Raw genomic sequence first — 26,231 nt, 5'->3', positions numbered from 1 at the left:
AGCCGTTCAATCGTCGAGCCCGAGCACCGCCGGTCGCTCGAGTTCCAGGTCGTCGTCGACGGCCCGTGCGGTTGTCGTCGGCCAGCGCTCCGTTGACGTCAGCGGCTCGATCTCGTCTTCCGTGACGAGGACGGTTCCTTCGCTCTTTGCGCCCTGGACGGTCGGATTCCACGCGTACGCCATCGGTGCCGCGACCGCGGCCTCGTGGTCGGGCGTCGCGATCCACTCCCGGCCGGCGAAGCCGGCCGCACCGCCCTGGTGGTGGTGCTCCCACTCGCCGTCATAGTCGAGCGCGTCGTAGGCGTGCTGGATCGCCTCGAAGACGTCCCCGGCGGTTCCGCCCTCGGTCGCTGCCGCCTGCGTCGCCGCGAGCGCAGTTGTCTCGACGCGGGCAGCGGTCGCGTGTCTGTCCTCGAGCCACGACGGCGGGTCGAAGGCGACGGTGCGGGTACAGCTCGCGTGGAGACCGGCCCGCTGTGTCGTCACCGAGACCAGCGCGTAGTCGCCGAGTTCGGCTTCGGTGGGCGTGTAGTGGCGGTACCGCTGGGCGCGCTCGCTCCCGCCGACGAGGACGACGGGGGATTCGATGTCGCGCGCCGAGAGGGCGACCCTCAGCGCCGAGGCAACCTCGTGTTCGCTGTCCTCGGCGCGGAGCTCTCGACAGACCGATTCGACGGCCGACGCCGTCTGTCCGCTCAGCTCTCGGTACCGCTCGATATCTTGCTCAGTCAGCGGCTGTCGAAGCGCCGTCGGATCGACGCGCTCGAGACCGGGCACCTCGATATCGGCGGCGGCCCGCTCGTCGTCCGCGACGCGGGCCGCGACGGCCTCGCCGAGCGAGGAGGCGTGCCAGGGAAATTGCTCGAACGAGACGTCTTCGGCCTCGATATCGGGAATCTCTTCCGCCCGGATCCGATCCGCTTCAATATTGTTCGTCAGGATTCGCACGTCCGATCCGTCGTAGCCGACGGCGGCGACACCGGCGTCCGTCTCGCGGTCGACGACGTTGTTTCCGCCCGTCAGCCAGGCGAAGGCGTTCGGTCGGGCGAACCAGACCGAATCGAGGTCCGCCGAGTCGAGGTAGCGCTCGAGTCGCGCTCGCTTGTTCATACCGGGTGCTGGTGCGGGCAACGTTTGAATGCGACGAACGCGACGCCGTCGATCCCGGCGGGTGTTCGAAACGGAGGTGACGAAACCGTCGCTGTGATCGGCCCAGTCGACCGATTCCAGCGAACTAAGAACGACTCGGGCAACCTAAGTACAGCTAGTCCTAACCCCCGTCTGAACGCCTGTGTCGACCGATAGCTACACCTCTCGTCCGGTAGTTCGCCCGCTGATAGAACGGTTCGGCTTTCCCCAGCTACTCGCGACGACGCTCGTGCTGGTCGCCGCGACGATCCTGCTCGGCGTCGCCGCGAAGGCGACCGGTTCGGGGTTGGCCTGCGAGCAAAATTGGCCGCTCTGTGATGCCGGGCCGTACAACGCCTTCCCGGCGAACCTGCCGAGTTTCTACGAGTGGTTCCACCGGTTCGTCGCCATGTTCGCCGGGATCGCGATTATCGGCACCGCGGCCGCGGCCTGGCGACTCCCCGACGTCGACCGCCGCGTCGCCGTGCTCGTGGTTATGGGTGCGATTCTGACGCCGATTCAGGTCGTCCTCGGCCGCGAAACCGTCACGCAGTATACGATGGACATCCTCCAGTTGCACTTCTGGACCGCCGTCCTCATCTTCGTCCTCTTCGTGGTGGCGACGGTGCTCGTCTGGGCGTCGCGGCTGACGGCGAGTCACGTCACCGGTTCGCTCGTGCTCGGTGCCCTGTCGCTTCCGTTCCACGTTGCCCTCAGCCCGTTCGCCCTCGGCGATATCACATCCTACGGCCCGTCGATGCAGATGGCACAGTACGCCGTCACACTCGCGCTGCTCGCGACCGTCATCGTCGCCTTCATGGTCGGCCGCCGACGGTTGCAGAGCGGACGGCTGACCGCCGTGTTGAGCGCCACGGCGGCGCTGTCGTTTGTCGTCGTCTTCCTCGCCCGTGAGGCCGTCAACCCGGCGTTTGACACCCTATATCTCGCCAGCGTGGCGATACTCTTCGTCGCGTTCATGGCGGGAATCTATCTGAGCCGGAGTGCGACAGCCAAAGCGCGTGACGGGCAGGCACGATAGTCACTCACGGATTCGTTTTCGGACCGTTTCGGGAAAACCGCTTCTCGCTCAGCCGAGCGTGGCCACGACGACCGTCGCGACAACACCCACGCCGGCACCGAGCCCCAGAAGGACGTAGTTCGCGATCGGGTTCGCCGCTTTCGTTACCTCGAGTGTGTAGTGTCGCCTCGAGACGGGCCAGAACGGGCGTATTCCCATCGGCGTGAGCGCGTCTGCAAGGAGATGCGAGACGATCGAGAGGCTGCCGACGACGAACGCGAAGGCGACGAAGCCGACCTCAGCGAGGGGCGACCCAGCGCCGACGAACAGCGCGGCGACGGCGGCGAGTCCGACCCCGACGAACAGCGCGAACCCCACCGAGTGGGTCGGGCCGCGGTGTTCGATCGTCGGAATCCGGTGGTCACAGTCGGGAAGCGTAGAGAGGGCAACGCAGGCGAGCGCGCCGACGATCGCCGCCGTCTCGTGACCCGCGAGACCGACGGCGGTCCCGAGGGGTGCGTAGACGAGCAACGCGGCCCCGTAGTGGCCGAGCTGATACATTGTTCAACGTGATTCGCTTCCGGGCAATAAACACACCGTGATCGGCTGGTCCCGTCGGATACCGGCGACCGCTGGACCTTTTTCGCCGCCGCGCGTACGACTGCGTATGCGAACCAGCCTCAACGTTCCCGAGGAGATGCTGGCCGAGTTCGACCGAACCTGGCAGGCGGAGGGTCTGGACTCCCGCTCGCGCGCCCTCCGGGAGGCGATCCAGGAGTACGTCGAGTCTCACCACCAGTTAGAACAGGCCCGTGGAACGGTCGCGGCGACGGTCGTCTTCGACTACGTCCACGAGGCGATCATCGAGGACCTCCACGAGATCCAACACGAGTTTCAGTCCGAAATCGACACGACCTGTCACGTCCACCACGGCGAGTGGTGTCTCGAGGCCGTCTTTTGTCACGGGTCGGCCGAACGCATCCGTTCGTTCGTCTACCATCTGAAGGACTTCGACGCCGTCGGCCGCGTTTCGGTAACGCTGTTGCGCGCGGATTCGGCGGCCGGGCATGAGTCGGGGTACTGACGGTCGGTTCCCGCTGAGAAGAGTTCCGTCGTGCGAACGGTGTGGGACGCGTCGTCGCCGAGCGACACGCTAGGCGGGCCGTCGGATCCGATACCTGCGCGAGTCGGACGGGTCTCGACTCTCGCGACCAGATACGCACCCGGACTTAAACTACTTCGATATCCAACCGGCCAATTCTTGTAAGCTCCTGTGGATGTTCCATCGAACGACTCCTCCATGTCCTGTGACAGTCAACGGTTCCCAACGATCCGATCGATGCAGTCGAACCGACGTTCGCGACCGAATTGCCACGGTCCCCGAAACCCACCGCTCGAGAGGGCACGAGCTGAATGAGCATCGTCGCGACAGTCGCCGTTCCGGCGGCCGAGTTCCCGCTCGGCGTCCTCACCGATCTGGACGAGGACATCACACTGACCGTCGAGACGACGGTTCCCACGAGCGAATCAGTTGTTCCGTACTTCTGGGCGCCCGCCTCGGCCCGTGACGCGACCGTCGACTCGCTCGAGGACGAACCGGCCGTTGCGACCGCCGAGATCGTCGACGAGACCGACGACCACGTCCTCATCAAGGTGACGTGGAACGGTCGCGTCAACGGCGTCCTCGAGTCGATTCGCGAGCACGACGCGATCGTTACGAGCGCCGTCGGGACCGACGCCCAGTGGACGTTTCGACTGCGATTTCCGTCCTACGAGGATCTCTCCGCGTTCTACACGAACTGCGTCGATCAGGCGATCTCGATGGAACTCGTCCAGCTCCACGAGACGGTTAGTCCCGGCTCCACTCGTCAGTTCGGGCTGACGACGGCCCAGCGGGAGTTGATCGCCGCCGCCTATCGCGCGGGCTACTTCGACGTGCCGCGACGGACGACCCTCGTCGAACTGGGCGAACAGCTCGAGGTCTCCGATTCGGCGGTCTCACAGCGTCTCCGGCGCGGGCTCGCGGCGTTGATCGGCTCGACGATCGCCGCGGATCGAGCGTCGGACGGAACGGATCCGTCGACCGGGATCGAGTACGGGTTCGACACCGAACTCGAGTCGGATCAGTAGCACGCACGGCGCGGTCGAACGCTTCGGCGACGGGTTCGTCTCCGGCGATCCGTTCGGTGATCGAGGTGATTATGCTCTTCGACGGCCTTTCCAGTCCCGTGAAGAACGTTACAGAGCGGACGAGCAACCCGTTCGGACTGCGGCCCCCGTTCGACCGCACCGGGCCCGACGAGCGGACCGCCGTCTTCGGCTACGGCGACGCCAACGCCGACTTCTACCTGATTGGTGACCATCCCGGCGTCCACGGCGGAACGTCAACCGGGGTGCCGTTCACCGGTACCGAGTCCGGCGACGCGATTCAGGATATCGCCCGCGAGGTCGGCTTCGCCAGCGGACCCGAAGACCGCCCCGACCTCGAGAACCTGTTTTGCAGCTACATCCACATGTGCTGTCTCCCCGCCGGCGAGACGCCGAGCGAGGAAGACTACGCCGACCTCGAGCGCTACTTCGACGCCGAACTGCGGGCGATCAATGCCCACATCCTCCTGCCGGTGGGCGAGCGCGCGACCGACCACGTCCTCCGGGAGTACACGACCCAGCGGGACCGTCTCGACCTCGACATGGCCCGACTCCACGCCCGCGAGATCCGCGGCCGCGGCTTCCTGGTTGTACCGATAAGGGAGCCGACGGAGTGGGAAGATACGGACCGGGAAGCGATCGTGGCGCGACTCGAGGAGATCCTCGGGCGCGACTACCGGCAGACAAAGGGCGTCGCGACGACGGTTGGGTGAGACGGTCGGCAGTAACTGTTTATCGGCGCAACTGCGAGCCGTACAGCAGTTGGTCCGGTACTGACTTACAGCCGACCGTATGAGCTACCAGCCGAAGCGTTTCCGGACCGTCGCCCGCAGCGGCAGTCCGAGGCCGCCGACGATCGGCAGGATCACGAACGCGAGGAGATCGATCGCAAGCGTCGCCTCGCCGGCTGCCGAAATCCCGACGCCGACGAGCGGAGCCAGCACGGGGAGCACGTACAGATATGACGGCTTCCAGCCCGGCCCGCGACGGGTATGACGGACGATGACGGTGAACAGCACCGGCATGAGGACCGCTCCAGCCAGCAGCGGCCCGCCGACGAGGACGGTCGACGCGGCTACCGCGAGCGCGAGGACGATCGTCTCGTCGATCGATATCGGACCCCATGTCTCGGCGTCTCGAGCCGCTCGAACGCCGAGCAGGCCGAGGAGCGTCAGGGCCACGACGCCGGCCAACACGCCCTCCCAGAGCGGCTGCTCGAGCGGCGGCGCGACGAGTTCGAACGCCGCGAGATAGCTGGCAGTCGAATCGACCCCGTGACGGCCACTCGCAAGGACCTCCTGGATCCCACCGGGGTCGGTGCCGACGGCGCTTAGCTCGGCGGCCAGCCCCTCGAGTGCGGAGTCGTTCGCGAGCGCAAAGTGACCGATCCCGGCGAGATAGATGAACACCGAGGTCCAGATCAGCGGCAGCGAGAAGTTCTGTCGACGCCACCAGCGAACGGCGGCGTTGTCGCCGAACCGTCCGGATTCGGCTCGGGAGCGGCTCCCCGTTCGGCCACCCGCGGTCGCGTGACTCGTTCCACCGTCGGTCGATCCGGCGGTTCGGTTCGTCCCGCCGGAACTGCTGGTACCAGCTCCCGTTCGGGTTGCCCCGCCGGTCGCGGTACCCGTCGCCCTCGCGCCCGAGGACGCCGAAGTCGACGAAGCCGATGAAGACGTTCCCGCCGTCGACCCCGAGGTCGTTGCTCCGCCAGCGGACGAGGCCGTCGCCTTCGTCTTCGATTTCGAGGAACCGGTGTCGCTCGAGGCGCTTGCGTCGTCGGAGTAGGTGAACGTCTTCCCCGACTCCTCGTCCGCCGCGTCCGTCTCGGCCGGACTGCTCGATTTCTCGTCGGTGCTCTTCCAGACGTCCGGTGAGGGGAGCCCGCTGGTTCGCTTTGCGACGTAGTCTTCGTGGCCGAGACGGTCGTAGGCCTGTCGCTCGACGGAATCGCCGAGGATATCGTAGGCCTTCTTGACCGCGGTAAACTGGGCTCGGGCCCGCTCGTCGTCGTTGTGATCGGGGTGGTAGACGCGGACCTGCTCGCGGTAGGCGTCTTTGATCTCGTCCTGAGAGGCGTCGGACGGGATCTCGAGAAGGTCGTAGAAGTCCTCAGTCATGTGAAAGTAAGCGTGTCTGCTATGAGTTGTGAGTGGAGGGATATAATTACGCCGTTCTGTACAGTGGGTTCGACTCGTCGCTCGAACGATTTTACTATTGTGGCCGTGAGCGAGGTATGTCGTCGTGATCTACCGGCCGGCCTCACGAGAAATCCGCGAGCGACGACTGTCCCTCGGTGTGGGCCGTCGCGTCTCGGCCGTCCGTCGTCGACGCCGTTTTGTCGTCTGTCGACTCTCGCTTTTCGTCGCTCGAATCCGTCTCGTTGTCGGCTCCGGAGTCGCTGCTAGGTGCCGGTTCGCCGTCCGCGGCGTCCGTCTCGGTCCCGCCGTCACCGTCAGCCCGCTGCTCGTTCGCGCGGCCCTCCCAGCCGTCGAGGCTAGCCTGATCGGCCGCGGCGAACTCGAGGTTGGCGACGCGAACGCCGACCTTCCGGACGGCCTCGGTCTCGAACTCGGTGAACAGGTCGGTAGCGATACGGTCGACGAGTTCCGGATCGTCGATCGGTCCCGGCAGGGATCGCTCGCGCGTGTTGACGTCGAACGGCGGCGTGACGGCCTTGACGCCGACGGTCCGGTAGAGCGCGCCCTCTCGCTGGGCGCGGTCGGCGACGGCCGCGGCGAGCGTCTCGATCTGTTCGTACTTCGGCTCCGCCTTCTCGATCGGTTCCGCGAACGCTGACTCGCGGGAGAAGCTCTTGGGCTCTCCTTTCGGTTCGACCCGACGGGCGTCGTCCCCGCGTGCGCGATCATACAGCTCTCGACCGCGTTCACCGAAGCGTTCGACCAGCGGCTTCGGATCGGTCGCGGCGACGTCACCCGCGGTCTCGAGCCCCATCTCCCGAAGCGCCCGCGCGGTCACGGGACCGACGCCGTGGAGCAGATCGACCTCGAGCGGGGCGAGGAACTCCCGAACTTCGCCGGGCCGGACGACGGTCAGGCCGTCGGGCTTATCGAAATCGCTGGCGATCTTGGCCGCGCTCATCGTCGGCGCGACGCCGACGCTGACGGTCACGCCGACCTCCCGACGGATGCGGTCCGTGATATGGCGGGCGAAGCCGTCCGCGACCTCCCAGGCGGTGCGATCGGTGACATCGAGGTAGGCCTCGTCGATGCTCACCTCTCTGACGGTGTCGGAACAGTCGTGGAGAATTTCGCGTACTTCCCCGGCGATCGACTCGTAGTAGTCCATATCGACGGGACGGTAATGGCCGGTTTCTTCGGGCTCGAGATCGGGGTCGTAGTCCTCGGCGTCGGGGTCGAGCGCTTCGCGTCGGGGCAGGCGCTCGAGCGCGCTCGAGATCGCTTGAGCGCTCTCGACGCCGAACTCGCGGGCCTCGTAGCTCGCGGTGGCAACGGCGCCGATGGTGTCGCCGGGTTCGTACCCCATGCCGACGACGACAGGTTCGCCCCGCAGTTCGGGCTCGCGGAGTCGCTCGCAGGAGGCATAAAAGCAGTCCGCATCGACGTGACAGACGATTCGGTCCTCATCGTCGTCCGTCTCGATGCCCGGTAGTCGCGGCCCGTCAGTCATTCGTCTACTGATCGGTTCGCGCGAATCGTTGTGAACGTTGTGTCCGCCTCCGACGGGGCCGATCCGATGTCGCGTTCGGGGAGGGTGATCGACGAATAGCTACAAATATTTTTTATTTCGGTGGCGAAAGGAGTTCCTATGGTCTCCGATACCGCCGACATGCCACCGCCAGTCGACACGTACGAAACCGAATCGAACGACGACCCCAACACCGTCTTCAACGCGTTGGTCGGCGGCGCCGCCGGCATCGTGCTCTCGTTCGTCCCGGGCTCGACGCTGCTCGGCGGCGGGGTCGCGGGCTACCTCGAGGGCGGCCAGCCGGCCGACGGCCTGCGAGTCGGCGCGCTCGCCGGACTCGTCATGCTCGTTCCGTTCGTCTTCTTCGGCTTTCTCGCCTCGATATTTTTCCTCGGCGTCGGCGGTTCGGCACCGGGGTTAGGCGTGTTCTTCGTCCTCTTTCTGGTGTTCGGCGCGTTCTACACCGTCGGGTTGAGCGCCGTGGGTGCAGTGCTGGGAATTTACGTCAAAAACGAACTGTGACTCGAATCCGGCGTCTCGATTAATTGTAGCCCCGCCAGCGCTTCCCACATTCGGTGCACTTGAAAAATCGCGTCGGCGGCTCGTCGGCCGAGGCCGTCTGCTTGAGCGTGTACCACGCCTCCTGATTGCCGCAGTCGTCACAGACCACGTCCGTCGCCTTCGGCTTCCCCTCGAAGTTGGCGTTCGCGTCGGACTCGATCACCTCGTCGTCCGTCTGGGACTCCGTCGAGACGAACTCGCTCTCGCGGTCGCGGTCGCGCTCGCTCGAGGTGCCACAGTCGTCGTTCGTACAGACCATGTGGTCGCCGTCGGCTTTCATCATCGAACCGCAGTCGTCGCAGAACTGCATAGCCGCCCGTAGCGGGTCGAGGCGCAAAAGGATACTGACCGCCGCCGTCGCCGCTTAGTAGCCGCGCTCGAGTCGCTCGTCCTCGAGCACCACGGGGCAGTCGGCGACCCGGAACGTCTCGAGGGCGGGCATCTCGAGGATGTCGGTCGCCAATAGCGCCGTGTGCTCCTCGAGCGTCTCGGTCTCCGCGAACAGGTGTTCGATGACGGATCTGGGAGAAATCCTGCGTTCATAAATAAATACTAGTAATTAGTTGGATTGTTTGTTGTTTGGCTAGAGTCTTATGCCAGAAGCGTCCGATCTATCGGTATGAAAGAGATGGGCGTACGAATCGAGAATGGACAGCGTATCATTGGAAAATGGAATCACGTTTTCGAGGCACTTTCGGCAGAACCACGCCGCCAACTCATCGTTTCTCTGTTAGATGTCGCATCAGGCCAATCAGTTTCATTGCCAGAAAATGCAATGAATCCAAACATTCCTACCGATCCCGAAAAACTTCGGCAGGAATTGCATCACATCCATCTTCCTCTATTGGCTGATCAGGGGTTCATCAACTGGGAGACAGAGCCGTTGGTTGCATCTCGAGGCCCACAGTTTGACGAGATTGCCGTCGTTTTCGACGCGTTACACGCAACTGCGACCGACATTCCCGATTCGTTAGTGATCGGCTGTCAACGACTTGAGCAGGAGCGACAGACGAGTTTCGAAGACTAGTATCTGTGGTTCGCTGTACGCTCACCACAGCCAAGCGCGCGCCACCGCACGGTGGAACTCAATCGCCGTCAATGCTGACTCGAGCCCCGCTCGAGGCCGCTTCCGTCAAAATAACCCGTCCCTCGAGTCCGTTATCCGCCAGCGCGTCTCGAGCCGCCGATTCGGCCTCGTCGGCGTGCGTGCGGTCCGTCACGCCGTAGACGACGGGCCCCCACGACGACTGGCCGACGCCCGTACAGACCGGACACGCCTCGAGCGCTTCGACGAGCGCTCCGGCGGGCGGCCGGAAGACGCCCCCCTGGGCGTCGGCGTACCACGCCCCGTTCTTGCGCCCGATTTCGGCGATGGCTTCGCCGAAGGTCTCGAGACGACCCTCCGCAGCGGCGGGCAGCAGTTTGCGGGTAACGACGCTGGCGATCTCGTCGGCGACGGCGGGATCGGCGCGCTCGACGACGGAGCGCATACTCGCGTCTTCGTCGTCGCCGTTGCGGCCGGGTTCGGCCTCGGGGACGACGACGAGGAACCGCCACTCGTCGGGGATTTCGTGTCGGGCGACGACGGGTGGAACCATCCAGTCGCCCTCGGCCGGCGGCTCGGTCGTAAAGCGGTTCGTCGGATGGCCGGCGTCGACGACGAAGCCGCCGTCCTCGAACGTCCCGACGCCGACCCCGCTGCGGCCGCCGCGGCCCATCGCGGGTGCCTGTTCGCGGATGTCGGGCTCGAGCCCGTGTGCGTGCGCCGTTGCCGCGAGCACCGACAGAGCGAGTTGGGTCCCGCTCCCGAGGCCGACGTGGCGCGGGAGCCGTTCCTCGAGCGTGACCGCGACACCGGAGACGTCGAGGACGTCGACGGCTCGCGCGGCGTACTCCCGGACCAGTGGATCGTCGCTCTCGACGCCGGAGGCGGGTTCGGCCGCGACCGTCACGCGGGGCTCCTCGAGACCGACGCCAATTCCGCCGTAGAGTCGCCGTCGGGCGAGCGAGAGGTTCTGAAAGCCGACGTGGAGTCGCGCGCCTGCGGTGACGGTCGCGGTCGTCATACGCTGCGGTAGGGAGGCCCTCGGGAAGGGGATTTCGACGGTGGCAACGACTGTGAACGTCTCGAGCGAGGCGGACCGACGGATCGCAGAGCCGCCCGACCAGCAATCGCGGAGCCGCAGCGACTCTACCGCTCGCGGCGACAGTCACCGTCGATGGACTCCGCGTCGGTCGTCGTCCCCGCTCGCGAAGAAGCGGCCCATCTCGAGCGAACGCTCGACTCGCTCTTGGGGCAGGTTTTCGACGGGGAACTCGAGACCATCGTGGTCGCCAGCGGCTCGGCGACGCTGGCCGCCGCTCGCGAGCATCCGGTTACCGACCGAGTGCTCGTCGACGAACGGGAAAACGGGCCGGGAACCGCTCGAAATCGGGGTGTGGCGGCGGCCACTGGCGACCTGCTCCTCTTTACCGACGCCGACACTGTCGTTCCTCCCAAATGGGTTCGACGCCACCGACGCCACTGCGCGACGCCCTCGGTCGTCGGCGTCGGCGGGCCGCTTCGCCCGATCACCGACGCGGTTCGGCATCGACTGCTCTTTCGGCTCCTTTCGGACTGGTGGTACCGCGTCAGTTGGCCCGTCGGCTTCGTCCAGCAGCCCGGCTGTGACTGCAGCGCCCGCCGTTCGGCGTTCGAGGCGGTCGGCGGCTTCGACGAGTCGCTGCCCTTTCTCGAGGACACCGACCTCTCGCTACGACTGCGCGACGAGGGACTGGTCGTCTACGATCATACCTGCCCGGTCGAGACCTCGGCCCGTCGCCAGCGAGAGGAAGGGTATCTCCCCCTCTTTCTCGCGTACTTCGTGGGGTATCTCGAGTACGCGATCCCCGGGCGCTCGCCGACTCGAGCACACTTTCGCTGATCAGTCGCGGACTCGGCCCACCTCTCGCGCCGATCGACGGCCGGCTGGTTCCGTCGCAGTGTTCCCGACGGCGCGTTCGGAGTTTCAGCTGACCGGGAACGTCGCTGTGTCTTTATACGACCGTGATCCGTACCGACCGGACGTGACGCGCAACGGCTCACTCGGCGGCGTCGTCCTCGCCGGCGGCTACTCCACGCGCTTCGGCGAACCCGATAAGGCCGTCACCGATCTCGCCGGCACGCCGATGATCCGTCGCGTCGTCGACCGGCTCGCAACAGTGGCCGACGACTGCGTGGTCAACTGTCGGGCGGACCAACTCGAGCCGATCCGAGACGCGCTCTCGGGCAGCGAAGCCGCCCCTCGCTACGCGACCGACCCGGTCCCCGACCGCGGCCCGCTTTCGGGGATGCAGGTCGGTCTCGAGGCGCTCGAGCCCGAGTACGCGGCCGTCGTGGCCTGTGACATGCCGTTCGTCGACCCGGTCCTGCTCGAGATTCTTCATGACCGCGCCTACGGACGCGACGGGGCTGTCGTCCGACTCGCGGACGGCTGGTTGCAACCCATGCAGGCGGTCTACCGCGCGGAGACGATGGCTCGCGTCTGCGAGCAGCGACTGTCGTCCGGGGACGGTCGAGTGATGGCCGCACTCGAGGAACTCGACGTCGCGACGGTGGCCGAAGCCGACCTCGAGGGCGTCTCCGACCGAACGTTCGACAGCATCGACACGCAGGCGGCGCTACGGGACGCGACGCGGCGGCTCGAGCAGTGCTAGCCGTGTGGTGCGCCACGGTCTCGAAAAAGCGACGCCGACTCAGTCCTGCTTTGCGCCGGGGTTCGTCACCGCACCGTTGGCTGCCGAATCGAACGTCTGGCCGTACTTCGCCAGCACACCGCTCGTGTAGTTGGGTTCGGGCGGGTCGCGGGCCTCGAGTCGCTGCTCGATCTCTTCGTCGGAGAGATCCACGGAGAGTTCGAGTTCGTCGATGTCGATGGTGATCGTGTCACCGTCCTCGAGCGCCGCTATCGGACCGCCGGCGGCGGCCTCGGGTGCGACGTGGCCGATGGAGAAGCCGCGGGTAGCGCCGGAGAACCGGCCGTCGGTAAAGAGCGCGACGTCCTCGGCGTGGCCCTGCCCGGCGACGGCGCTCGTGACGCCGAGCATCTCGCGCATGCCGGGGCCGCCCTGTGGACCCTCGTTGCGGATGCCGATGACGTCGCCGGTCTCGACGTTGCCCTCCTGGACGTACGCCATCGCGTTCTCCTCCTGTTCGAAGATGCGGACCGGTCCCTCGTGATGGAGGTGGTCCTCGCCGGTGATTTTGATGACGGCACCGTCGGGCGCGAGGTTGCCCGTGAGGATGCGGATGGCTCCGCGCTCGTTGATCGGGTCGTCGACGGTGTAGAGGAAGTCGGTATCGAGCTCTTCGATCCGTGGTGGATCGACGCGCTCGAGGGCCTCGGCCATCGTTTCGCCGGTGACCGTCAGCGCGTCACCGTGGAGCAGGTCGGCCTCCAGCAGTTCTCGCAAGACGACCGGGACGCCGCCGACTTCGTGGAGGTCGTTCATCACGCGCGCGCCGCTGGGCTGGAGTTTGGCGATCTTCGGCGTGCGGGCGCTGATATCGTTGAAGTCCTCGATATCGAGCTCGACGCCGGCCTCGGCGGCCATCGCCAGCAGGTGGAGGACGGCGTTGGTCGAGCCGCCGATGGCCACCTGGAGCGCGATCGCGTTCTCGAAGGACTTCCGCGAGAGGAAGTCGGAGGGCTTGCGCTGCTCGTGGACGGCTTCGACGGCGAGTTCGCCGCTCTCGCGGGCGACCTCGTAGCGCTGCTCGTCTTCTGCGGGCGGCGACGAGGAACCGAGCGGCGCGAAGCCGATCGTTTCGGAGATTGAGGCCATCGTGTTGGCGGTGAACATCCCGCCACAGGAGCCGGCGCCGGGACAGGCGTTGTGCTCCATCTCGTCAAGTTCCTCCTCGGTCATCTCGCCGTCGGCCACGGAGCCGACGCCCTCGAAGACGTTCTGGACCGTGATCTCACGGCCTTCGTGCTCGCCGGGCATGATCGAACCGCCGTAGAGGAAGACACTCGGCAGATCGGTTCGGATAGCAGCCATCATCATCCCGGGCATGTTCTTGTCGCAGCCACCGATGGTGACGAGTCCGTCCATGCGCTCGCCGAAGGCGACCAGTTCGACGGAGTCGGCGATCACTTCTCGAGAGATCAGAGAGGCTTTCATTCCCTCGGTTCCCATCGAGATGGCGTCGGAGATGGTGATCGTCCCGAATTCGATCGGCATCCCGTCGGCCGCGTCGACGGCGTCGTAAGCCGATTGGGCCACGTCGTCTAAGTGGACGTTACAGGGCGTGATGTCGGCGGCCGGGTTCGCGACGCCGATCATCGGCGAGGCGAGATCGTCGTCGTCGTACCCCATCGCGCGAAACATCGCTCGGTGGGGTGCCCGTTCGGTCCCCTCCGTGACCTCCTTGCTCGGTAACTCGTCGGGTTTGCCCTCCGCGGGCGATCGCTGTTCGGGCTGTTGACTCATACCGAGAGATTGCCTCCTCCGCGCTTAAAGGCCCCGGATACGGACACCAGCCCCGTCGAAACTCGATCGAACGGATTCGGGCGGTCGTCGTCGCGGGACGGTCTCGATCGGATACCAGTCATCGCCACTCGACGAGAATCAAACTATCCGTGATTGCCGCTATTTTCGCCGTCCGTCACTCGGGTGTTCCTCACAGATTCTGACTCGTTTTCACCTGTGACTTTCCTTCGCAGGCGAGTGCATGGACCGTCGCTTTCCTGCACGACGTTTTCAACCCTCTATCGTCGACTGGTATGTAAGACCGACAGATGCACAAATACTGTCTCGAATGTGACTGGCACGCGAGCACGGAGGATGGGTGTACGCCCGAGGAGGTCTCGAAACGCGCGATCGATCACTTTGTGGAGACGGGACACGCCGTCGATTCGATCAGGCTCCCCCCGCCGGAAATACTGGTCAATTAAGAACGAACCGTCGTCGAATTCGAGCGCGGTGAATCGCTGCCGACCAGCAGACCAGTCCAGTCGAACTCCGCTCAGTTGTCGTAGGCGGGAGAGTTCGGAATCTCGCTGTCGAACTCGTCGACCGGACGGACCCCGATACCGTGGAAGTCCGGAATCCGTGGTGCATCGTCTTCTTCGTCTCGCGCCGCTTCGATATCCTCGTCGTCGTAGTTTTCGATCGGATCGGGTTCGACGACGTCGACACGCTCGCGGGTCTCGATGTCCATCACGGCGAAGCCGGGGTTGACGCCCGTCGCGGCGTGGGCACCGCCGGAGAGCGGAGCGGGGCCCCGAAGGGTCACGAACATGTACTCGCCGTCCGGCGACGACCACATGATGTCGGGTGCGTCGCTGGTCTCCGGTTCGTCGCCAGTGGCGGGCCCGTATTCGTTGATCTCTTCGATTACGGAGTCGTCGTCCGGATCGAGTATCAGGCCGTCGTTGGTCTCGCGGTTGAGCAGCCAGAGCTCCTCGCCGTCGGGCGTGAACCAGAAGCCGTGGGCGTCGATGCCGCCGCTGTCCTCGCCTTCGACGATGAACTCGTCTTCTGCAGTGTCGTAGACGTAGTATTCACCGATCCCCTCCTCGCCGTCGGGGTCAGTCGGCCGACCGCCGGTGAGATAGAACTTCTCGTCGGCGTAGTGAGGCATCGTGCCGCAGTTGATCGGCGCCTCCTCCTGGGTGTACGCTCGGTCGACCTCGAAGTCGTCGTGGTCGATGATGACGACTCCGCCGTCGCCGTGGGCCGGGCCCAGCGTGTGGAGCGACCGACCGTCGGCCGCGAACTGGTGGCAGATCGGGCGGGCCGGCCAGACGCCTGCCTCGTCGATAGCCTCGTTCTCGGAGAAGTCGAGCCGATCGACCTCCTCGAACTCGTAGTCTTCGAAGTCGGCCTCGAGTCGGATGATCCAGCCGTACTCCTCATCGGGGTCACCGATAACGTCGACGTGGATGTACTCGTCACCCGGCGAGAACGAGGCCATGTGGGTCCGCGGGCCGGTCTCGATGTTACCGACGAGTTCCTTATCCTCGGTTCGGAAGACGAGCGTTCGCGCGCCGGCCGTACAGGCGATGGCTGCGTACTCGTAGTCCGAACTGAAGTCGATCATGTGCGGAACGACGCCCTCGTCCGGAACGCCCTCGAGTTCGTTGAGGTCGATCGATTCGGCCTCGTCGAACTCGTCTTCGTCGGCGGGTTCGTAGACGTGAATGTTGTCCTGTCCCTGATCGAGCGCCCAGACTTCGTAGTTTTCGGGCTCTTCCCCGCCGTTTTCGTCTTCGTCCTCAGTATCGTCGTCGCTGCCCCCGGTACAGCCGGCGAGTGCGACCGCGCTAACGGTTGCACCGCCCACCAGAAATCGTCTGCGAGTGGAATCCATCTGCATGTTGAACCACTCCGTACTGTGCACTCAAAAGTTTGCGGGTTTCAGCCCGTCTCCGTACCGATTTCGGCATTTGAGGCATAGAATGAGGCAACAATTGTCTCGGCTTTGTCTCCCCTCTAGTCTGACCGATCGATTACGGCCGTCCCCCGACATATTTCGCGGTTTTGCGACAATAGAATCGGAGTATTTTGCCGCTATCTACGTTGTCGACCGTCGGATAGCGCAAGTTCACGACTCGAGCACCCGACCTCCGTCTCTCATCCCACATTTCGGCCCCGGGTGCGTGAAATAGAGGGCCGACGTCTCGACTCGGGGTCGCGTTCGATGCCGGCCGATCGTCGGCGGTTGGCCGGATCTCGACTATCCCCGGCGCTCGAGGATCCGATCGATGATCAGCCGCGTCGAGAGGATCTCTTCGTCGGCCGCGGGATCGCGCCCGCTCGCACGCTCGACGGTGCAGTCGATCCCGCGGCGCTCGAGTTCGCTTTCGATACCCGCGGCGTCGTGGTGCTGGTCGTGGCCCAGCGCGATCACGTCGGGATCGATCTCCTCGATCGGGACGAAGATATCCTCCTCGTGGCCGAGAATTGCCTCGTCGACGGCCTCGAGGGCGTCGACGACGTCCCGGCGCTGGGTCGCGGGACAGATCGGCTTCTCCTTGTGGTCGACGTTCGCCTTGCGTGCGACGATGACATACAGTTCGTCGCCCATCGCCGCGGCCTCCTCCAAGTAGTGGATGTGGCCCGGATGGACGATGTCGAACGTCCCCTGGGCGATGACCGTCCGCGTCATGTCTGCCTCCGTCGGGCGGCCGAACGGCTCGTCGCGAGTGTAGTCGTGAACACGGTCGTCGTCGTCGGCGTCGTCTCGAGAATCATACTAACGTCTGAGTTCGTCGTCGATATCCGCCTGTGTAAAGTCGAAGAAGTCCTCGGTTTCGGGAAGCTCCACGTCGATCACGTTCAACTGGGTCCGCTGGCCCTGCGAATCGAAGGCCTGCCAGTCCGAGCGGCGGTACGGCGCGCCGATGATGATGTGGACGCTGCCCCGACCGAACGTCTCTAAGTCCGCGGCGCTCGGGCTGATTACGCCGTTCGGGTGGGAGTGAACGCTTCCCAACGCCTTTACGTCGTTCGGAATCTGGCTCGTTTTGACGGTCGCACTGACGCTGTTGGCCTCGGTACCGGGGACGACGAGAATGTCCGTGATGACGAGTCCATCACTGTCGAGCCCCAGTCGCTCCGCCTCGGTTCCCCGGAGGAATCCCATGTACTCGTTCGGGTGAGATGCCTCCGAAGACTCGATGGCGAACTCGAGTGTCTCCTCGGCGATACCGAGAACCGAACTCGAGCGAAACAGCGCGTCGAACAACCCCATGTGACGACCTGAGTGCTTGCGGTTGCTAAACGTTCCGATCAGGTACGCGACTCGAGGTCTCGCCTCGATCGATCGCTTCCGGACCACCAGCCCCTTCGATTCGATCGGCCGTTGCCGGGGTTGTCGCGTTCGCGTTTCCTCCGACTCCCAGTTCCCGGTCGACGATCCGATTCGATCCGTGCAATCATGTGAATCATCCGTGATAGTTGTCGCCGACCGTCCGGTGTAAATACACTCTCATGTGGAATAACGGGGCGTTTTTCTGGGGGGTGTTCGTACCACGCCTTATGTCACTAGACGAAGACTCGCTCGACTATCATCGGGAGGAGCCACCGGGGAAGATCGAAATTCGGACGACGAAATCGACGAGTACCCAGCGCGATCTCTCCCTGGCGTACTCGCCCGGTGTCGCTGCGCCGTGTTTAGCGATCGACGAGGACGAGAACGAGGCCTACACCTACACGGCCAAGGGCAACCTCGTCGGCGTCGTCTCGAACGGCTCTGCGGTCCTGGGTCTCGGCGACATCGGTGCGCAGGCGTCGAAACCCGTCATGGAGGGGAAAGGCGTTCTGTTCAAGCGCTTCGCCGACATCGACGTCTTCGACATCGAACTCGACCACGACGACGTCGACGCGTTCGTCGAGTCGGTCGCGGCGATGGAGCCGACTTTCGGCGGGGTCAACTTAGAGGATATCGGCGCACCCGACTGCTTTCGAATCGAGGAGCGACTCAGAGAGCGCATGAACGTCCCTGTCTTTCACGACGACCAGCACGGGACCGCCATCATCACCGGCGCGGCGCTGTTGAACGCTACCGAAATCGCCGGAAAGGACCTCGAGGAGCTTTCGGTCACGTTCGCGGGCGCGGGAGCGGCGGCGCTCGCGACTGCTCGATTCTTCGTCTCGCTCGGCGTTCAAAAAGAGAACATCACGATGGTCGATGTCGACGGCATTCTGACGACCGCTCGAGCGGAGGCCGGCGATCTCGACGAGTACAGCCGAGAGTTCGCCCGCGACGTGCCCGACGGCGAACTGGAAGATGCGATAGTCGATGCGGACGCGTTCGTCGGGCTTTCGGTTGGCGGCATCGTGAGCGCGGAGATGGTGCAGTCGATGGCCGACGAACCGATCCTGTTCGCGATGGCCAACCCCGACCCAGAGATCGACTACGAGACGGCGAAAACGGCCCGCGAGGACACCGTCATCATGGCGACCGGGCGCTCGGACTACCCGAACCAGGTCAACAACGTCCTCGGCTTCCCCTTCATCTTCCGCGGCGCGCTCGACGTCCGCGCGGCCGAAATCAACGAGGCGATGAAGGTCGCGGCCGCAGAGGCCATCGCCGACCTCGCAAAGAAGGACGTCCCCGACGCCGTCCGCAAGGCCTACGGCGAGCAACCGCTGCAGTTCGGCTCCGAGTACATCATCCCGAAACCGCTCGATCCGCGGGTGCTGTTCGAGGTAGCTCCCGCCGTCGCTCGCGCCGCGATGGAGTCCGGTTCCGCGAGAACGGAGCTCGATCCCGAGGCGTACGTCGAACGCCTCGAGGCCCGTCTCGGCAAGTCCAGGGAGATGATGCGGACCGTCTTCAACAAGGCCAAGAGCGATCCGAAACGCCTCGCGTTGGCCGAGGGTGGCAACGAGAAGATCATCCGAGCCGCGGCCCAGATCGAGGAGCGCGAGATCGCCCACCCGGTCCTGCTCGGCGACGAGGACGAAATCGAGACGACCGTGGCGAATCTGGGACTCGAGTTCCAGCCCGAGGTCGTTGACCCGAGCGGGGGCGACTACGGGGAATACACCGACGCGCTCTACGAGCGCCGCCAGCGAAAGGGCGTGACGCGTACCGAGGCGGTGGATCTGATCAGGGACAGCAACTACTTCGCGTCCGTGATGGTCGATCAGGGCGACGCCGACGCGATGCTGACCGGCCTGACGAACCACTATCCGTCGGCGCTCCGGCCGCCACTGCAGGTGATCGGGACGGCCCCCGACACCGACTACGCCGCCGGGGTCTACATGCTCACGTTCAAGAACCGCGTCGTCTTCCTCGCGGATACGACCGTCAATCAGGATCCCGACGAGGAGGTGCTGGCCGAGATCACGCGCCACACCGCAGATCTCGCCCGACGGTTCAACGTCGAGCCGCGCGCCGCGTTGCTTTCGTATTCGGACTTCGGCAGCGTCGACAACGAAGGGACGCGAAAACCCCGGCGGGCCGCCGACCGACTCCGCGAGGATCCGAGCGTCGACTTCCCGGTCGACGGGGAGATGCAGGCCGACACCGCCGTCGTCGAGGAGATGCTCGAGGGCAACTACGAGTTCACTGATCTTGACGAGCCTGCGAACGTGCTTGTCCTGCCCAATCTCGAGGCGGGGAACATCTGCTACAAACTGCTCCAGCGACTCGGCGGCGCCGAAGCGATCGGGCCGATGCTCGTCGGCATGGGCGAGCCGGTCCACGTCCTACAGCGCGACGACGAGGTCACGGATATCGTGAACCTGGCTGCCGTCGCGACCGTCGACGCGCAGGGCGAGTAGCTACTCTCGCGGCTCCGTTGAGCCCCATTCTTCAGATGGATTTTAGCGTGAAACGCACGCTCACTACAGGTTCGAATTGATCGCCGGAATTCCTACCAATCAGCGTATCTCTTCGAAAAGTCGTACTGAATATACTGTCGGTCATAAATATGTGAATCGGCGGTGCAAGAACCTGACTTAAAACGTTCTCAAACGTTCGTTCTGGCGCTGGCTCGTTCACAGGACCATGACCAACAGTATACTATTGGCTGTAAGTCTTTCACAATTCTCGCTGCCCCGGGTGGCGAGAATCTTCACACAGTCATAGCCAACAGTATACAAGGCACTTATTCAGTACGCTCCGTTAGTCAAGCAAAGGAGGAACCATCGGTTGGTACAGAACTTTTCTGTTTAACTCCATCCCAGTATTTGAACGGATTTTTAGCGGCGTCGTGGCTGGTTTTCGTTTCGTTCGAGCGCCGAAATCGCGTGAACGCCGCGATACGTGGCTCTCGTTCTAAATGGCAACCTCCAGTGTGGACGAGAAGGTTATGCCAGAGCACGACTGTTCCCGCGGATCCAGTGACCTCGAATGGGGTGGTACGTGAGCCTATCATGTCCCCTACTTTCTCGTTTGAGTAGGAATCTACACCGTGCTCAGAGAGGTACTCTGCGACTCGCCAGTGTGTACCGGGCCAGATGGTCAGGCCGCCCCCACGAGGGTGTACGTCATCGAGATACGTCGTCGCGCCGATGGTGAACGGTCTGAGCTCCCCAGAATCCCCGAATATATCGATGTGTGGATTTCCGTCTACGGTGGTTACTGGGTGTTCCGAGGTACTGGGAAACTGACCAGTAGGATAGCGAACGGCAACTTGTGTGAATTCACTGGGCGGTTGGAGTCGGTCTACTCCGACGAGTTCCTCTGCGTAGGTATGTAGTTGTTCGTTTAGCTGGTAGAACGGAGCCATGTCTGCAAGATCGTTCCAGTAATGGCGGTCGTCAGGACCGGCGACCAACGCCTTGAAGTCAGTCATGTCCTCTGGAACCGTTTCAATCACCACGTCGAGTGCTTCGTCGAGTACCGCTTGAGAGATGACATTCCGGAGAACGACGAAGCCACTGTGAATGAACCGCTCACGTTGTTCCGGGCTCAGCACACGTTCTTGCATGATGCAAATCACTCAACACACCCCCTTTGTGAAGCTCTACGGATCACCCCGTTAAGATACCGCAAAACCTATACGTTTAAAACCGAAAGAACATGATACTTCCCTGTCTCGGACTCAGTGTTGTAACACAGGCTCTGATAATCAGAGCTGGTGACGACCGTCGGCGAACGACAGCGTCGCTCGAGAGCCGAACTGTGTCTTCACCGACAGCCTCCGGCGACAGCGTCGCTCCTTCTTGACAAGGGTTATACGCGACCGTCCCAAACTACGGTCCAAGATGACACGAGCGTCCGCCGGGGAACCCGGCGCAGACGACGGGGATTCCGTCGTCTACGATCTCGCTGCCGAGTGTACTGCAGACGACGTCGAACACGGCCAGGCTTACCTCGCCGAAATCAACGGCATCGTCGACTACGGCGTCTTCGTCGATCTCTCTGAATCCGTCTCCGGACTCGTCCACGAATCCGTCCTCGAGGGCACCTACGGCGTCGGCGACGAACTCGTCGTCGAACTCGAGGCCGTTCGAGACAACGGCGATATGGCGTTCGAACCCGTCGATGTCGGCGACGACTACGCGGTCGACGCCGTCGCCCACGACTACAGCCTCACCGGCACGGACCGCCTCGAGGCCACCGTCGGCGACCAGATTCACCTCGAAGGCGAGGTCGTCCAGGTCAAACAGACGGCCGGACCGACGATCTTCCACGTCGCCGACGAGTACGGCGTTGTCCCGTGTGCGGCGTTCGAGGAGGCCGGCGTTCGTGCCTTCCCCGCCGTCGAAGTCGGCGACGTCGTCCGCGTCACCGGCACCCCCGAACACCGCGAGGGATCGGTTCAGATCGAGGTCGACGGTCTCTCGACGCTCGAAGGCGAGAACGCCGAGGAGGCTCGAGAGCGACTCGAGGAGGCCCTCGAAGCGCGGGCCGAACCCCACGATGTCGAGCCGCTGATCGACTGGCCCGCATTCGAGAAGCTCCGACCCAACCTTCAGGAGGTCGCGAAACTGCTCCGCCGGACCGTCCTCGAGGGCCGTCCGATCCGTGTCCGTCACCACGCCGACGGCGACGGGATGTGCGCCGCCGTCCCCGTTCAGATCGCCCTCCAGCGATTCATCGCCGAGGTCCACGAGGACGAGAACGCGCCGCGACACCTCATCAAGCGCCTCCCCGCGAAGGCTCCCTTCTACGAGATGGAAGACGCCACGCGGGACCTGAACTTCGCGCTCGAGGACCGCGAAAAGCACGGCCAGCAGCTTCCCCTCTTGCTCATGCTCGACAACGGTTCGACGGCCGAGGACGTCCCGGCCTACGAGACGCTGGCCCACTACGATATCCCGATCGTCGCGGTCGACCACCACCACCCCGACCCCGAGGCCGTCGAGGATCTCCTCGACGCGCATGTCAACCCGTACCTCCACGACGAGGACTACCGGATCACGACGGGGATGCTCTGCGTCGAACTCGCGCGGATGATCTACCCCGACATCACCGACGAACTCCGCCACGTCCCCGCCGTCGCCGGCCTCTCGGATCGCTCGAAGGCCGACGCGATGGGCGACTACCTCGAACTGGCCGCCGCGGAGGGCTACGACGAGGAGCGTCTGCAGGATCTCAGCGAGGCGCTTGATTACGCGGCCTTCTGGCTGCGCTACAACTCCGGCGATCAGCTGATTCAGGACCTGCTACAGATCGACTCGAACGACGAGGAGCGCCACCGCGAACTCGTCTCGTTTCTCGCAGACCGCGCTCGCAACGATGTCGATGTCCAACTCGACGCGGCGATGCCGCATCTCGAGCACGAGGATCTCGACAACGGCGCTCATCTCTACCGAATCGACGTCGAGAACTACGCCCACCGCTTTACCTACCCCGCGCCGGGGAAGACCACGGGCGAGATCCACGACCGCAAGATCGAGGAAACTGGCGACCCTGTGATCACGGTCGGCTACGGTCCCGACTTCGCCGTCCTCCGCTCCGACGGCGTTCGACTGGACATTCCGAACATGGTTACGGAACTCGAGGAAGAAATTTCGGGCGGCGGCGTCTCCGGCGGCGGCCACCTCGTCGTCGGCTCGATCAAGTTCGTCAAGGGCAAACGCGAGGAAGTGATCGACGCCTTAGTCGACAAGATGGAAGACGCGGAGATCGACGAAGCGCTCTCGAGTGCCGCGCCGATCGACGACTGAGCGGTTAGCTTTCGGTCGGTTTCATCCTTATTTGCGATCCGTTTTGAGACGGAGCGACAGCTGGATTCGGTTTTCGTTTGGAACCGAGCGAATAACGCACAGCGGCGCGCGCCGGATCGTGGTGGCTAACACGAGGACTGCGGTGTGACTCCGTGCGAGAGCTGCTGTCGACTCGAGTTTAGTCCGACCCATGACGTGGCGTGTAGCCACAGTCGACGCACTCGAGGGAGTCGTGTTGGGACTGGAGGGTGCCGGTACATTCGGGACAGCGGTAGTCGTGGGTTGCGGACTGACTGGTTGCCATGTTCGGACTGGAGCACTCGATGTGTATAAGCTCGCCTATTATCGAGGTAGAAGTGTTCTGTGACGATAAGATGCGTATATATGACGGTGTGTGCTGTTGAACGATCACTCGAGTAACCGGTTTCGACGATAGCTCGAGGGCGTCCGTCGGATCGCACTCCCGTCGACTAGAACTGGTAGCGTCGCTCGTCGTCCATCGTTGGGTACTGGTCCGCGCCGGTCATCTGCTCGAAGGTCATCCCCGAGAGGTACTCGTCGTAGGTGACGTCGTAGGCCGACCGAAGCTGGAAGTCGAGTTTGCCCGTCTCGACGGTCGACTGGAACAACATGTGGATCGCGCGCCGTACGAGTTCGTCCGTCTCGTCGGGCTCTAAGGCGGCCTCGAGCAGGGCGAGTTCGTTTTTCGTCTCCCGGTCGAGCGAGACGCTGAGGTCGCCGTCGAACGCGGTGTAGGACTCCTGTACGTCGTCGTTGAGATCGTCGAGGCTCATACGAGTGCGGACTCGAGCCGACGGGATAGGGCTTTCGTGCTTAGATCGTTCGATAGTACTGATTGCGAAGACGAGCGTCCTGCTCACACTGGCAACGGTGAGTGCCACGTCCTCCCCAGCCGATTCGCTCGTTCACGGAGTTCACTCGCTCATCCCTCGCGCGGCTTAATGCCACGGTTCGCTCTCCGCTCACCGCGGCACAGCGCGCGCCACCACGCCTGATTCAGTCAGACTGGAGAAACACATCCCTTCTCAAACCGATACGATCGACCGAAAACCGCCACCAGTAAGACAGCCGGGTCACTAGCCCGACCAATGAGCGAGCGCGACGGTGCCGGCGACGCGGACGGGGTCGACGACTGGTCGCTGCCCGACGATCTCGAGGCCGTCCAGACGGCCCTGATCGAGTGGTACGAGGGCGACCACCGCGACTTTCCGTGGCGGCGGACGGACGACCCCTACGCGATCCTGGTCAGCGAAGTGATGAGCCAGCAGACGCAGTTGGATCGCGTTGTCGAGGCCTGGGAGGAGTTTCTCGAGCGCTGGCCGACCACGGCCGATCTCGCCGCGGCGGACCGGGCGGACGTGGTCGGCTTCTGGACGAGCCACAGCCTCGGCTACAACAACCGGGCGAAGTACCTCCACGAGTCGGCTACTCAGATCGAAGCGGAGTACGACGGCACCTTCCCCGAAACGCCCAACGAACTGCAGGAACTGATGGGCGTCGGTCCCTACACCGCCAACGCCGTCGCGAGTTTCGCGTTCAACAACGGCGATGCGGTCGTCGACACGAACGTCAAACGGGTCACCTACCGCGCCTTCTCGATTCCGGACGACGATTCGGCCTTCGAGGCGGGCGCGAACGACCTCATGCCCGAGGGCGAGTCGCGGGTCTGGAACAACGCGATCATGGAACTCGGCGGCGTCGCCTGTACGCAGACCCCCCGCTGCGACGAGGTGGGCTGTCCGTGGCGCGAGTGGTGTGACGCCTACGCGAGCGGCGACTTCACCGCGCCCGACGTCCCCACCCAGCCCTCCTTCGAGGGGAGCCGTCGGCAGTTCCGCGGCCGCGTAATCGGAACCCTCCGGGAGTACGACGAACTCGAGTTGGACACCCTCGGCCACCGGATCCGCGTCGACTACGCGCCGGAAGGCGAGTACGGTCGCGAGTGGCTGACGGGGCTCCTCTCCGACCTCGAGTCCGACGGACTGGTCGACCTCGAGCGAAGCGACTCCGACGCCGAACTCGTCGCGCGACTGCAGCGCTGATCGACGGCTCGAGCCCCCACCGACGATCAAATCACGAGGAAGACGAGAATCGCGACGACGATGAAGATCGCTTTCAAACCGGTGTTGACGACGATCACCTTCGTGCCGAACTCCGAGCCCCAGATACCGTACTGGAACGGGATCGAGCGCTTGACCGTGCCGATGGTCAGCGAGAACAGGCTCCCGACGAGCAGCGTAATCACCGCCTCGGTCGGCGTGAGCACGTCACCGATCATCGGTGCCACGGTGATCGCCCCCGTCGTCGGATCGACCAGCGAGACGAGGATCACCGGCACCGCCGCGGCCGGGAGTCCGAGGAGTCCGGCGATCGGATCGACGACTGCAGCGGGCTCTTCGATCCCGACGTAGGCGAACGTGCCGACGAGTTGCTCGCTGTACTCGAGGGCCACGAACACCAGCGAGTAGACGAGCGCGAGCCGTGGGACGATCGATCGAAGCCGCTCGAGCGTTTTCGCCCCAGCCTGCTGGAGTTTGCTCCGGTGTGTTCGACCCCCGACTTCATCCTCACTGTCCTCGGGGACCTCGGGGTCGACGACGCTCCCGTCGTACTCGTAGCCCCGAAGCAAGAGCGCGCCGGCGAGGAGCCCGACGATCGAAATCGCGAGCGAGATTCCGGCTCGCGCGCCGACGTACATGAGGCCGGCGTGGAGGCCGAGAATCGGGATCAGGACGGGGCCGTAGTAGGTGAAAATGTGTTGGAGGAAGCCGAAGAAAGTGTTGATGACGACGGCGACCAGCGTGGCGCGGTCGTCGAGCAGTCCGGACTCGCGAAACTCCGCGAGCATCCCGTAGCCGGCGGTGACCGAGACGGTGTTCGTCAGGACGGCGGCCCCGACCTCGTCGGGAAGGTTCGCCGGCTCCGTCAGATACCGCCCGACGCGGGCGATCACGTCGACGATCCCGTACGCCACGGCGAGGTTCGCCAGTCCGACGCCGATGCCGATGAGCACCGAAATCACCAACACTCGCGGAAGGGCCTCGGTCAACAGGACGGAGACGAGCGACTCCAC

At 64.2% G+C, this 26,231-nt stretch carries 25 protein-coding genes; 11 read left to right on the top strand and 14 right to left on the bottom strand.

Annotated elements, in window-relative coordinates; translation table 11 throughout:
• Positions 1-6 precede the first annotated feature (6 nt).
• Complete coding sequence (locus NATTI_RS0119735) at positions 7-1,110, bottom strand: M24 family metallopeptidase (protein WP_006088141.1); 1,104 nt, start codon at positions 1,108-1,110, stop codon at positions 7-9.
• Between the two features lie 181 nt (positions 1,111-1,291).
• Here NATTI_RS0119735 and NATTI_RS0119730 point away from each other — a divergent pair, with 181 nt between their 5' ends.
• Positions 1,292-2,167, top strand: a complete 876-nt coding sequence (locus NATTI_RS0119730) for a COX15/CtaA family protein (RefSeq protein ID WP_006088142.1) — start codon at positions 1,292-1,294, stop codon at positions 2,165-2,167.
• Between the two features lie 48 nt (positions 2,168-2,215).
• On the opposite strand, the gene NATTI_RS0119725 is transcribed toward NATTI_RS0119730, so the two are convergent.
• A complete protein-coding gene (locus NATTI_RS0119725; protein WP_006088143.1) occupies positions 2,216-2,707 on the bottom strand; it encodes a metal-dependent hydrolase in 492 nt (163 codons plus the stop codon).
• 106 nt (positions 2,708-2,813) lie between these two features.
• Between NATTI_RS0119725 and NATTI_RS0119720 the strand changes: the two genes are divergently transcribed.
• The 3 genes from NATTI_RS0119720 to NATTI_RS0119710 all read left to right on the top strand — a co-directional run bounded on the left by NATTI_RS0119720 (position 2,814) and on the right by NATTI_RS0119710 (position 5,007).
• Positions 2,814-3,230 carry a CopG family ribbon-helix-helix protein gene (locus NATTI_RS0119720; RefSeq protein WP_006088144.1) on the top strand — a complete coding sequence of 139 codons (417 nt, stop codon included), beginning with the start codon at positions 2,814-2,816 and terminating at the stop codon, positions 3,228-3,230.
• Positions 3,231-3,559: 329 nt separating this feature from the next.
• Positions 3,560-4,276 carry a helix-turn-helix domain-containing protein gene (locus tag NATTI_RS0119715; RefSeq protein WP_006088145.1) on the top strand — a complete coding sequence of 239 codons (717 nt, stop codon included), beginning with the start codon at positions 3,560-3,562 and terminating at the stop codon, positions 4,274-4,276.
• A 98-nt stretch (positions 4,277-4,374) separates the two neighbouring features.
• The gene (locus tag NATTI_RS0119710; RefSeq protein WP_027119231.1) at positions 4,375-5,007 is read left to right on the top strand and encodes a uracil-DNA glycosylase family protein; all 633 of its coding nucleotides are present in this window, start codon (positions 4,375-4,377) and stop codon (positions 5,005-5,007) included.
• An 84-nt stretch (positions 5,008-5,091) separates the two neighbouring features.
• On the opposite strand, the gene NATTI_RS0119705 is transcribed toward NATTI_RS0119710, so the two are convergent.
• Both NATTI_RS0119705 and NATTI_RS0119700 read right to left on the bottom strand, forming a co-directional pair.
• A complete protein-coding gene (locus NATTI_RS0119705) occupies positions 5,092-6,414 on the bottom strand; it encodes a J domain-containing protein (protein WP_006088147.1) in 1,323 nt (440 codons plus the stop codon).
• Positions 6,415-6,556: 142 nt separating this feature from the next.
• A complete protein-coding gene (locus tag NATTI_RS0119700; protein WP_006088148.1) occupies positions 6,557-7,945 on the bottom strand; it encodes a DNA polymerase Y family protein in 1,389 nt (462 codons plus the stop codon).
• A gap of 138 nt (positions 7,946-8,083) precedes the next feature.
• On the opposite strand from NATTI_RS0119700, the gene NATTI_RS0119695 reads away from it, so the two are divergent.
• On the top strand, positions 8,084-8,485 hold the full coding sequence (locus tag NATTI_RS0119695; protein WP_006088149.1) for a DUF5518 domain-containing protein: 402 nt from the start codon (positions 8,084-8,086) through the stop codon (positions 8,483-8,485).
• 19 nt (positions 8,486-8,504) lie between these two features.
• Here the strand turns inward: NATTI_RS0119695 and NATTI_RS0119690 are convergent, their stop codons facing one another.
• Positions 8,505-8,834, bottom strand: a complete 330-nt coding sequence (locus tag NATTI_RS0119690) for a transcription factor S (RefSeq protein WP_006088150.1) — start codon at positions 8,832-8,834, stop codon at positions 8,505-8,507.
• Between the two features lie 309 nt (positions 8,835-9,143).
• Between NATTI_RS0119690 and NATTI_RS0119680 the strand changes: the two genes are divergently transcribed.
• Positions 9,144-9,551 carry a hypothetical protein gene (locus tag NATTI_RS0119680; RefSeq protein WP_019992066.1) on the top strand — a complete coding sequence of 136 codons (408 nt, stop codon included), beginning with the start codon at positions 9,144-9,146 and terminating at the stop codon, positions 9,549-9,551.
• 58 nt (positions 9,552-9,609) lie between these two features.
• Here the strand turns inward: NATTI_RS0119680 and NATTI_RS0119675 are convergent, their stop codons facing one another.
• Complete coding sequence (locus NATTI_RS0119675) at positions 9,610-10,590, bottom strand: beta-ribofuranosylaminobenzene 5'-phosphate synthase family protein (protein ID WP_006088153.1); 981 nt, start codon at positions 10,588-10,590, stop codon at positions 9,610-9,612.
• A 153-nt stretch (positions 10,591-10,743) separates the two neighbouring features.
• Here NATTI_RS0119675 and NATTI_RS0119670 point away from each other — a divergent pair, with 153 nt between their 5' ends.
• A complete protein-coding gene (locus tag NATTI_RS0119670; RefSeq protein WP_006088154.1) occupies positions 10,744-11,448 on the top strand; it encodes a glycosyltransferase in 705 nt (234 codons plus the stop codon).
• Between the two features lie 142 nt (positions 11,449-11,590).
• Complete coding sequence (locus NATTI_RS0119665) at positions 11,591-12,220, top strand: molybdenum cofactor guanylyltransferase (protein WP_027119230.1); 630 nt, start codon at positions 11,591-11,593, stop codon at positions 12,218-12,220.
• Positions 12,221-12,259: 39 nt separating this feature from the next.
• Here the strand turns inward: NATTI_RS0119665 and ilvD are convergent, their stop codons facing one another.
• From ilvD to NATTI_RS0119635, 4 genes are all read right to left on the bottom strand, one after another.
• On the bottom strand, positions 12,260-13,996 hold the full coding sequence (gene ilvD / locus NATTI_RS0119660; RefSeq protein WP_006088156.1) for a dihydroxy-acid dehydratase: 1,737 nt from the start codon (positions 13,994-13,996) through the stop codon (positions 12,260-12,262).
• Positions 13,997-14,531: 535 nt separating this feature from the next.
• Positions 14,532-15,884: a YncE family protein gene (locus tag NATTI_RS0119650; RefSeq protein ID WP_027119229.1), complete on the bottom strand. Its 1,353-nt coding sequence runs from the start codon at positions 15,882-15,884 to the stop codon at positions 14,532-14,534.
• A gap of 360 nt (positions 15,885-16,244) precedes the next feature.
• A complete protein-coding gene (locus tag NATTI_RS0119645) occupies positions 16,245-16,676 on the bottom strand; it encodes an adenylyltransferase/cytidyltransferase family protein (RefSeq protein WP_006088159.1) in 432 nt (143 codons plus the stop codon).
• Positions 16,677-16,763: 87 nt separating this feature from the next.
• Complete coding sequence (locus NATTI_RS0119635; RefSeq protein ID WP_006088160.1) at positions 16,764-17,261, bottom strand: Mov34/MPN/PAD-1 family protein; 498 nt, start codon at positions 17,259-17,261, stop codon at positions 16,764-16,766.
• 287 nt (positions 17,262-17,548) lie between these two features.
• On the opposite strand from NATTI_RS0119635, the gene NATTI_RS0119625 reads away from it, so the two are divergent.
• On the top strand, positions 17,549-19,801 hold the full coding sequence (locus NATTI_RS0119625; RefSeq protein WP_006088161.1) for an NADP-dependent malic enzyme: 2,253 nt from the start codon (positions 17,549-17,551) through the stop codon (positions 19,799-19,801).
• A gap of 347 nt (positions 19,802-20,148) precedes the next feature.
• Here NATTI_RS0119625 and NATTI_RS0119620 read toward each other — a convergent pair whose 3' ends face one another.
• Positions 20,149-20,952 carry a phytanoyl-CoA dioxygenase family protein gene (locus tag NATTI_RS0119620; protein WP_006088162.1) on the bottom strand — a complete coding sequence of 268 codons (804 nt, stop codon included), beginning with the start codon at positions 20,950-20,952 and terminating at the stop codon, positions 20,149-20,151.
• A gap of 277 nt (positions 20,953-21,229) precedes the next feature.
• Between NATTI_RS0119620 and NATTI_RS0119615 the strand changes: the two genes are divergently transcribed.
• Entirely contained in the window at positions 21,230-23,137 is a 1,908-nt protein-coding gene (locus NATTI_RS0119615; RefSeq protein WP_006088163.1) for a DHH family phosphoesterase, read from the top strand.
• 178 nt (positions 23,138-23,315) lie between these two features.
• Here the strand turns inward: NATTI_RS0119615 and NATTI_RS27375 are convergent, their stop codons facing one another.
• Positions 23,316-23,441, bottom strand: a complete 126-nt coding sequence (locus tag NATTI_RS27375) for a hypothetical protein (protein WP_275040219.1) — start codon at positions 23,439-23,441, stop codon at positions 23,316-23,318.
• 166 nt (positions 23,442-23,607) lie between these two features.
• Positions 23,608-23,931 carry a hypothetical protein gene (locus tag NATTI_RS0119605; RefSeq protein WP_006088164.1) on the bottom strand — a complete coding sequence of 108 codons (324 nt, stop codon included), beginning with the start codon at positions 23,929-23,931 and terminating at the stop codon, positions 23,608-23,610.
• A gap of 315 nt (positions 23,932-24,246) precedes the next feature.
• On the opposite strand from NATTI_RS0119605, the gene NATTI_RS0119600 reads away from it, so the two are divergent.
• A complete protein-coding gene (locus tag NATTI_RS0119600; protein WP_006088165.1) occupies positions 24,247-25,200 on the top strand; it encodes an HhH-GPD family protein in 954 nt (317 codons plus the stop codon).
• A gap of 26 nt (positions 25,201-25,226) precedes the next feature.
• Here NATTI_RS0119600 and NATTI_RS0119595 read toward each other — a convergent pair whose 3' ends face one another.
• The gene (locus NATTI_RS0119595; RefSeq protein WP_006088166.1) at positions 25,227-26,231 is read right to left on the bottom strand and encodes a hypothetical protein; all 1,005 of its coding nucleotides are present in this window, start codon (positions 26,229-26,231) and stop codon (positions 25,227-25,229) included.

Source organism: Natronorubrum tibetense GA33 (assembly GCF_000383975.1).
In the GTDB taxonomy this organism is placed as follows: domain Archaea; phylum Halobacteriota; class Halobacteria; order Halobacteriales; family Natrialbaceae; genus Natronorubrum; species Natronorubrum tibetense.
Note: the sequence above shows the minus strand (reverse complement) of the source record. Positions and strands in the feature narration are given on the sequence as shown.